The following is a 6,587-nucleotide window of genomic DNA, read 5'->3' as shown; positions in this document are numbered from 1 at the left end:
CGAGCTGACGCGCCTCGTTCTGATCGGCGGCCGACACCCGCACGTACGCCACTCGCTGCCCACGCGGACGCGAGGCCCGGCGAGCCGACTTCGGAGCCGGCTTTGGCTTCGCATTCCGCTCGATGACGTTCTCCGAGTCCGTCGACTCCACCCGGAAGTTCCAACCCAACTCATCCCGGCGACGGAACCGAGTGCGCACGCTCCCGCGGCTGACGATGAGCACCTCCTCGTCACCGTCACCCGAGCGGCCCCGCAACGTCCCGATCCGATCAGCCATCAGAAGACCCTTTCGCCCGGTCTGCGTGTCAATACATACTAGACCCGGCGGGACGCCGTTTCATAAGTATCGAACCGAACCCTGTGACACAGTGAGAACGTTGTGGACTTGATCGCTTTGTGGCGGTCTTCTGTCGGCTACTTTTTGGCGGCGACGTACCAATCGGGCGTTCTGTCGGAAGGGTTAGAGCGAGTCGGCGGCTCACGAGTGTGCGGTGGGGTTTGAGTCGGTTTTGTCAGAGTCCGAATGCTCCGCCGCTGATCAGGATGAAGGCACCTAGGCCGATCAGGACTATCGGGAACAGGATGTGTTCCCAGCGCTCTAGGACTTCGGCGATCGGTCGGCGGGTGGCGACGAATCTGGCTATGCCCACCAGTCCCGCCACCAGCACTAGGAACACGATGCAATAGGCGACCACGGCTCCTGGGCCCACGTTGAGAAAGACGGGGACGTAGACGCCGATGTTGTCTCCACCGTTGGCGAAGGTTACGCCGGCCACGGTCCACACGGCGACGTTCTTGCCCTCGATCTTTTCGTCGTCGTCATCATCGTCCCCGCGCCAGGCATGCCACGCGGCCCACAGTCCCAAGCCAAGTGGGATCAGGCCGAAGTAAGGGATGGCCTCCGGGGGCAGGAAGGCTCCCGCGCCCAGGGAGACGAGCACAGCGGCGCCAAGGATGCCGGCGAATCCAAGGTATTGGCCGACCAAGATGCGTGCGGTGGTTCCGCGTTGGCCTGCTCCGCGGGCGAAAAATAGCGACAGGACGATGATGTCGTCGATATTGGTGGCAACGAACAGGCCGATCGCCTGCAGGGCCGAGGACAGGATCACGCCTGGACCTCCGTGGCGTGACAACCCGGCACTGAGCAGTCGGGCTCCAAGCAGGGGGCATCTTCGTTGACGGCGAGGGTGACCTCGACCAAGGAGGATAGCGACCGCGCCAAGTGCGGGTCTGCGATCTCATACCGGGTCTGGCGTCCTTCGGGCACTGCGACAACGATCCCGCAGTCGCGCAGGCATGCTAGATGGTTCGACACGTTCGACCGCGTCAGCTCCAAGATGCGGGCCAGCTCTGCCGGATAGGCCGACCGCTCGAGCAGGATCAGCAGTATCCGGGACCGTGTCGGGTCGGCCATCGCCCGTCCTAACCGGTTCATTACATCCACACGAGAAGCAATAGTCAGCACTTGCTGAACTATACAGCGTCTACTGAACTACTGCGAACGCCTTGAAAACCTAAAGGTTGTCAAGACACTTAATCTCGTCCAGGACTACGGCCAGTTTTGAACAGGTTTCCTGGCGCTACAGGCACCCACCGGAGTCTCACTAAGTCGTCTTGACGTAATTTGTTTCAGAGCCGGCTTCGGTAGGGATTTGTGGGGCAGAATCGGGCTATGAGGCATCTGGGGTACACCACGACCGTGTCGCCGGACTCGACGTAGTCCAATAGCCGCTTCATCCCCGGGCGTTCGATCGCGGTCCGGCTACCCGAGGTCACATCCGCGAACACATCCCGCTTCTGCACCCCGGAATCCACGAGTGCATCCAACTGCAACTGCGCGTCCTGACTCGCAGTGCTCACGCGGGTGTACCCCAAGAGCCTCATGACATGATTATGACTCACAAACCCCTACCGAGCACCACCCTGCGACAGTTCACGGTGAGACGACTTCGCGAGAGGCAGAAGGTGCCCATCGGCCCATGAAGCGGTCTCGGCGTCCGGTCCCCGCCTGGTGTCTCATAAGACTGTAGGTTTTTAAGGCACATTCACGGCGCCAGGCGGGCCGCCGCGGGAGCCCTCGTCCACCCCGCTGGGGCCGCGGGTTTCAGGCGCAGCATGACGTCGGCATCTGGTTTCGGAAGAGGCCGGCCACGATGCGCAGGCTTTCGCTCATGGTCAGGTACGGCGCCCAGGTGTCGGCCAGATCGTCGACGGTCATGCCGCTTTTGATGGCGTAGGTGGCCGCCAGCATGATCTCCCCGGCCCCGTCCGCCAGAGCGTGCACGCCCAGAACCTTGCCGCTCACGGCGTCGGCGACGAGCTTCACCGCCCCGCGGGTGTCGTGCTGGACGAGCGCCCGGGGGACATCGGACAGGTCCAGGACGCGGCAGTCGCACGCGTGCCCTCGGGTGAGGGCCTCGTCCTCGGTCAACCCCGCCGAGGCCAGCTGGGGCCGGGTGAACACGACCGCAGGAAAGCCGGCGTAGTCGACCCGAGCTGCCGGCGGGTACCTGTCCTCGGTCAGGGCGTTGAGCGCGGCGGCCCGACCGCCGGCGGCGGCGGCGTAGACGTACTGGGGAGCCCCCGAGACGTCACCGGCGGCCCAGACGCGCGGGTTGGAGGTGCGCTGGGTCTGGTCGACCACGACGAAGCCGCGCTCGTCCACGTCCACACCGGCAGCGGCCAGGTTCAGGCCGTCGGTGCGGGGCAGGCGTCCGGTGGCCACCAGGACCTGCGCGCCGCGCACCTGTTCGCCCGAGTCCGTGGTCACCACCACCTCTCCTGCGGGGCCTAGTTCGCGGGCCACAGTGGTCGCGCGCTCTTCGACCACGGTGATGCCGTCGTCGGTGAAGACTTCCCGAAGTTTCTGGGCCAGCTCCGGCTCGGCGTGCGGCGCCAGACGCCCGACCACAGAGACCCGGGTGCCGAGGTGAGCGAACAGCTGGGCCTGCTCCATCCCGACGTACCCGCCACCGATAACGACCAGGGACTCAGGCAGCTCGGTCAGCTGCATCGCGGTGGTGGACGTCAGCCGGTCCACAGAGTCGAGACCGACCACCTCCGGGATGGCGGGGGTGGCACCGGTGGCGACCAGATAGGCCCGGGCCCGCAGCGCCTGGCCGTCGACGGCCAGGGTGTCCCCGTCCAGGAAGCTGGCCTGGCCTGGGCGGACCTGGAAGCCGTAGGCAGCGGCCACATCGGCGTACTTCGCATCACGCAGGCGCTCGATGAGTGCGTCCTTCTGGGCCACCAGATCGCCGAGGTTCACCGGTGCGGCTGACGTTGGGGCACCTTTGAAGGGATTGGTGAGCGCGGCGTGCCGGGCCCCGGCGGCCGCCAGGAGCGTCTTGGACGGCACGCAGCCGATGTTCACGCACGTCCCGCCCAGAACACCGCGCTCAACCAGCACGACGCTCTTACCGGCCTGGCTGGCCGCGATGGCGGCGGACATCGCCGCGCCTCCTGAGCCGATCACGGCCAGATCGACGTCGTAGTCCACACCCATTTGCCCACCTTCCTTCGCGTGACCCCTCTTCAGCGTCCATAGTGGACGTTCCAGCGCAGGGGAAGGTCAAGGCGAACATGGACGAGAGCCGAGAAAGGGGCCACTGTGCGCATCGGTGAGTTGGCCGTGGCCAGCGGCACCACAACCAAGACGCTGCGCTTCTACGAAGAAGCCGGCCTACTACCTGCGCCTGAGCGCACCGCCAACGGATACCGCGACTACACCCCTGCGGCCCTGGCGCGCCTGGACTTCGTTCGCCGCGGCCGCACCGCTGGGCTCACCCTGGCCCAGATTCGCGAGATCCTCGACATCCGCGACGCCGGAGTCGCACCCTGCCAGCACGTGCACGCCCTGCTCGAAGCCCACCTGGGCGACCTGGACCGCCAAATCGCCGACCTGCAAGCACTGCGACACACCGTCGCGCACCTTCACCACAGTGCCACCACCAGCGACCCCACCAAATGCGACACCACGACTGTCTGCCGCTATCTGTGACCAGACCGGTGCTCGCGTGTATCGCCATGAGCAGATGCCGCCACAGAGCGTCGACAGAACCCCGCCATATAACGGCGAAAGCCACAAACTAGACCCTGTGGCACAGCAGCGATGGTCGGAGGCTTATCGTCCCGCACGGGTGTACCCCAGAGCGACAGTATTTGCGTCTTCAGGAGCTGTGAAAACCCGCCAAATGAAGTTGCGAGTCACAGTACGGCTACCCCACGGGGCACTATCACCGCAGCCTGTTGCCGAACTAAACCCCGCTGTCATCTCAAGCTGCGGCAGTCCTGCCGCAGCTTGTACAGAGTGCGTGTCAGAGGCATCTCGTACTCTCGTTTCAGGCAGGTAGCAGCGAGAGGACGCGATGAGCAGAAGTGACACCATCCGGTCAGACATCAGTCGGCTGGAGACCAAAGGGGCCACACTCTCACGTGACTTAGCCAAGCACCAGGACGCAGCAGTAAAAGCAGACGCTGCGGCTAGCAAGAAGCGCGCGGAGGCGGCTCGAACGAAGTCCGAACCCACTCGCAGATCAGCGGTCGCGGCAGCGGAGCGAGAAGATAGAAAGAAGGTCGATGCGCTGAGAAAAGCGGCGGAGGTCGAGAAAAAGATCGCGGCCAATAACAGGGCCATTGGCCAAAAAAGTACCGCGCTGACCGGTGCGTTGAAGTCCGAACAGACCGTGCAGGACCGAGCTGCCGACAAGCGCCGCAGGACCGAGCTGCAGCATGCTCGTCAGGTCGTGCAAGCCTCTCGTCCTACCAGTGCGATCCGGTATGTCCAGGTTGCCCCGCCCCAGCCAGAAATCCTGCGCGTGCTGTTCGTGACCGCGAACCCCGAGGCAGTTGAGAGAACCGTCGAGCATCCGGACGGATCGGTTGAGACCACTGGCGTATGGCTCCGCGTGGACTACGAGGTGCGGCAGGTCCGAGAGATGCTGAAGAAGTCGAAGTATCGTGAGCTGGTCACGATCGAACACCTACCCGCCGCGACCACGTATGACCTCCTTGAAGGCCTCAACGAACACCGGCCCCACGTCGTGCACTTCTCCGGACATGCCAATAGTCTCGGCTTGCTCATGGAGAACGACGCTGGGACTCAAGTGGGAGACGGGCTGGACTTCAGTTTGCTCGCACGTCTGCTCGGCGCCACCGACGAGCCTCCGCGTCTAGTAGTCCTCAACGCCTGCGAGAGCTTGGCCGGAGCTGAGGATCTACTTCAAACGATCCCTACCGTGATTGCGATGTCGGAGGCAATCGACGACGCCAGCGCAGTTGTCTTCGCAGCAAGGTTCTATTCAGGAGTTGCATCCGCCCAGTCCGTTGCAAGTGCACTGGAACAGGCGAAGGTAGCGATGGAAGCTGCTTCGTTGGATGGATCGCACGTCCCCGAAGCTCGAAGCAGGGACGACGTAGATCTGGAAACGCTCGTTTTAGTTCGACCACCGACCTAAGCGGTATTCCAAGGGCGCTCTACCGTATGTCTAGGAGCGTTCACGGTCCGCACCGTTCCGATCAAGCATTTGTGTGTCGGAACAGTGAATCGGCCCATGTAGATCAGGAGTGTGTGAGTGTCGGCGACGACGTTGGACCGCGGCCAGATTCGTCAACAACTGCAAATCTTCTCGACCCACTGGTCTGAACGCATTGCTCAGTGGCGCAGCGACAAAGTCACTGGGACCGAGTCGAGCTTCGCCCAATCATTTTGGTCTGACCTTCTCGCCTGCTTCGGCATTAACGCCGCTCGCATCGACTTGTTCGAGCGGGAAGCTACCCGTGCCAGTACTGGAAACAAGGGCTCGATCGACGTCTTCCAGTCCGGGGTGTTCATCGGCGAAGCCAAGTCTCTCGGCGTCGACCTGGACAAGGCCCAAGCCCAGGCCCAGGATTACCTCGCGGGCGGTTCCATTGGACAGCACGAGTTCCCCAAGTACGTGGTCGTCACCGACTTCGAGCGCATCCGCATCGACCAGCTCGGAGAGGGCGAGAGTCACGTCGAGTTCACTATCGACCAGGTGCCCGCACACCTCGATGAGATGCTGTTCCTTGCAGGGCACGAAACCGTCACGCGGCGCGAGGAGCAGGACGCCTCCATCCATGCCGCGCAACTGATGGCCCAGCTCTACGAAGCGATGGTCGGTGACGAGGCCGATCAAGACATCGACGTCGATTTAGTTCTCACCGGAGATCCCGCCGATGAGGACGCCAGTGTGCAGCGGGCCTCGATGATGCTGACCCGCATCCTGTTCCTGCTTTACGGCGACGACGCCGGGCTCTGGGAAGCGGACCTGTTCCACCGGTGGGTCGAGCAACGCACCGACGCCGACAACCTCGGCGCACAACTGCACTCCCTGTTCGGTGTGCTCAACACCCCGACCAGCAAACGCAACAAAAATCTCGGTGACCTGCTTGCCCGTTTCCCTTACGTCAACGGTGCCCTGTTCGCCGATGCTCTGCCGCTGGAGTACTTCACCCCCGCCATGCGCGACGCGCTCCTAAAAGCGTGCCGGTTCAGGTGGACCCGGATCTCCCCAGCCGTGTTCGGCGCGATGTTTGGACCGTTCCCGCTCTGGTGGACACCCGGA

Annotated in this window: 7 protein-coding genes and 1 pseudogene; 3 read left to right on the top strand and 5 right to left on the bottom strand. The window is 63.5% G+C overall.

Annotated elements, in window-relative coordinates; genetic code table 11:
* From G6024_RS16430 to merA, 5 genes and pseudogenes are all read right to left on the bottom strand, one after another.
* Positions 1–277, bottom strand: a pseudogene (locus G6024_RS16430) (recombinase family protein); the annotation flags it as partial.
* A gap of 235 nt (positions 278–512) precedes the next feature.
* Complete coding sequence (locus G6024_RS14160; protein WP_159148986.1) at positions 513–1,109, bottom strand: cadmium resistance transporter; 597 nt, start codon at positions 1,107–1,109, stop codon at positions 513–515.
* Positions 1,106–1,465 carry a Cd(II)/Pb(II)-sensing metalloregulatory transcriptional regulator CmtR gene (gene cmtR / locus G6024_RS14155; RefSeq protein WP_096905722.1) on the bottom strand — a complete coding sequence of 120 codons (360 nt, stop codon included), beginning with the start codon at positions 1,463–1,465 and terminating at the stop codon, positions 1,106–1,108. Before cmtR ends, G6024_RS14160 begins: the two co-directional genes overlap by 4 nt.
* Before the next feature lie 164 nt (positions 1,466–1,629).
* The gene (locus G6024_RS14150; RefSeq protein ID WP_241728303.1) at positions 1,630–1,884 is read right to left on the bottom strand and encodes a recombinase family protein; all 255 of its coding nucleotides are present in this window, start codon (positions 1,882–1,884) and stop codon (positions 1,630–1,632) included.
* Between the two features lie 220 nt (positions 1,885–2,104).
* Positions 2,105–3,505 (bottom strand): mercury(II) reductase, encoded by a 1,401-nt coding sequence (merA, locus tag G6024_RS14145; protein ID WP_096905724.1) that lies wholly within the window; start codon positions 3,503–3,505, stop codon positions 2,105–2,107.
* A gap of 105 nt (positions 3,506–3,610) precedes the next feature.
* On the opposite strand from merA, the gene G6024_RS14140 reads away from it, so the two are divergent.
* The 3 genes from G6024_RS14140 to G6024_RS14130 form a co-directional block, all read left to right on the top strand.
* On the top strand, positions 3,611–4,000 hold the full coding sequence (locus G6024_RS14140) for a heavy metal-responsive transcriptional regulator (protein WP_007928756.1): 390 nt from the start codon (positions 3,611–3,613) through the stop codon (positions 3,998–4,000).
* 367 nt (positions 4,001–4,367) lie between these two features.
* Positions 4,368–5,456 carry a CHAT domain-containing protein gene (locus tag G6024_RS14135; protein ID WP_159148985.1) on the top strand — a complete coding sequence of 363 codons (1,089 nt, stop codon included), beginning with the start codon at positions 4,368–4,370 and terminating at the stop codon, positions 5,454–5,456.
* A 117-nt stretch (positions 5,457–5,573) separates the two neighbouring features.
* The coding region (locus G6024_RS14130) for a type IIL restriction-modification enzyme MmeI (protein WP_338122146.1) at positions 5,574–6,587 on the top strand (1,014 nt) is incomplete at its 3' end.

This window comes from Dietzia maris (genome assembly GCF_014144855.1).
Taxonomy (GTDB): domain Bacteria; phylum Actinomycetota; class Actinomycetes; order Mycobacteriales; family Mycobacteriaceae; genus Dietzia; species Dietzia kunjamensis.
The sequence above is the reverse complement of the archived record's forward strand: the minus strand, read 5'-3'. Positions and strand labels throughout refer to the sequence as shown.